This window comes from Roseateles sp. P5_B10 (genome assembly GCF_056400485.1).
In genome coordinates, this window is the sequence record NZ_JBFULE010001103.1 from 1 (window position 1) to 1397 (window position 1397).

The window sequence follows — 1397 nt, forward strand, 5'->3', positions numbered from 1 at the left end:
GCATTGCAGCAGGGCCAGGCCGGCCAGCCAGGCCACGCCCGTTGCCACCAGTTCGCGCACGCCCCACGGCCGCTGAGCCAATGCCCCTCCCCTGTCCCGCCTTATTGGGACGCGGGGTGTAGCATGCCGCGGTTTTTCGCTTGCGCCACCGCGCTACTACGCATGAGCTCTTCTGCCATCCAAGCCAAGCTCGCCGAACTCGGCATCACCCTGCCGCCGCTGGCCATTCCTGCTGCCGCCTACCTGCCGTTCACGCGCACCGGCAACCTGCTGTTCCTGTCGGGCCATATCGCCAAGAAGGACGGCAAGCCCTGGGTCGGCCAGCTCGGCAAGGATGTCGACACCGCCACCGGCCAGGCGGCCGCACGCGCCGTCGCCATCGACCTGCTCGGCACGCTGCAGGCCGCCACCGGTGACCTGGGCAAGATCGTGCGCATCGTCAAGGTGATGAGCCTCGTGAACAGCACGCCCGACTTCACCGAGCAGCACCTCGTCACCAACGGCTGCTCCGAGCTGTTCGCCGCGGTGCTGGGCGAAGCTGGCAAGCATGCCCGCAGCGCCTTCGGCGTGGCCCAGATCCCGCTTGGCGCCTGCGTCGAGATCGAGCTCATCGCCGAAATCGCCGTCTGATGTTCAGCGCCCCTTCCAAGCTGCCGGCCCGTGCGCTGGCCGGCATGGCCGTGGCGAGCTTCGGCGCCGTCGGCATCGCCTTGATCGCCCAGCACCAGTTCGGCGTCAAGCCCTGCCCGTGGTGCGTGCTGCAGCGGGCCATCTTCCTGGTGATCGGCGCCGTCTCGCTGCTGGGCTGGCTGGTGAGCGCCAAGCGCGCGCTGCGTCAGACGGCCCTCGTGGTCGTGCTGATGCTGTGCGCCGCGGGCCTCACGGCGGCCGTCTTCCAGCATGAGGTGGCCTCGCAGAGCGCCACCTGCGCGATGGGCCTGGCGGACAAGATCGTCACGGCGCTCGGGCTCGAGGAGCTGTGGCCGTCGGTCTTCATGATCACGGCCAACTGCGCGGAGGCCGCAGCCTATCGCCTCATCGGCCTGCCCTACGAGATCTGGAGCGGCCTGCTGTTCGCCGCGCTGGCCGCCCTGGGCCTGATCGTCCTGAACCAGCGCCGCTAAGTCAGCGCGGGCAGGCCGGCGAGCAGCTTGTCCAGCGTCAGCGGGTAGTCGCGCACCCGCACGCCGGTGGCGTTGTAGACGGCGTTGGCCACCGCGGCGGCCGCGCCGCAAATGCCCAGCTCGCCCACGCCCTTGGCCTTCATCGGCGACGAGATCGGGTCGGTCTCGTCCAGGAAGATGACCTCCTGATGCGGGATGTCAGCATGCACCGGCACCTCGTAGCCGGCCAGGTCGTGGTTGACGAAGAAGCCGCGGCGGTGGTCAACCTTCAGG

At 69.3% G+C, this 1397-nt stretch carries 2 protein-coding genes and 1 pseudogene; 2 read left to right on the forward strand and 1 reads right to left on the reverse strand.

The window, feature by feature from the left end; genetic code table 11:
- Window positions 1–162 precede the first annotated feature (162 nt).
- Together AC1DU6_RS31190 and AC1DU6_RS31195 are read left to right on the forward strand one after the other, a co-directional pair.
- Window positions 163–630, forward strand: a complete 468-nt coding sequence (locus AC1DU6_RS31190; protein ID WP_477862007.1) for a RidA family protein — start codon at window positions 163–165, stop codon at window positions 628–630.
- Entirely contained in the window at window positions 630–1124 is a 495-nt protein-coding gene (locus AC1DU6_RS31195; RefSeq protein WP_457324805.1) for a disulfide bond formation protein B, read from the forward strand. Before AC1DU6_RS31190 ends, AC1DU6_RS31195 begins: the two co-directional genes overlap by 1 nt.
- Here the strand turns inward: AC1DU6_RS31195 and AC1DU6_RS31200 are convergent.
- Window positions 1121–1397 (reverse strand): annotated as a pseudogene (locus AC1DU6_RS31200) (xanthine dehydrogenase family protein molybdopterin-binding subunit); the annotation flags it as partial. The gene AC1DU6_RS31195 and the pseudogene AC1DU6_RS31200 overlap by 4 nt on opposite strands.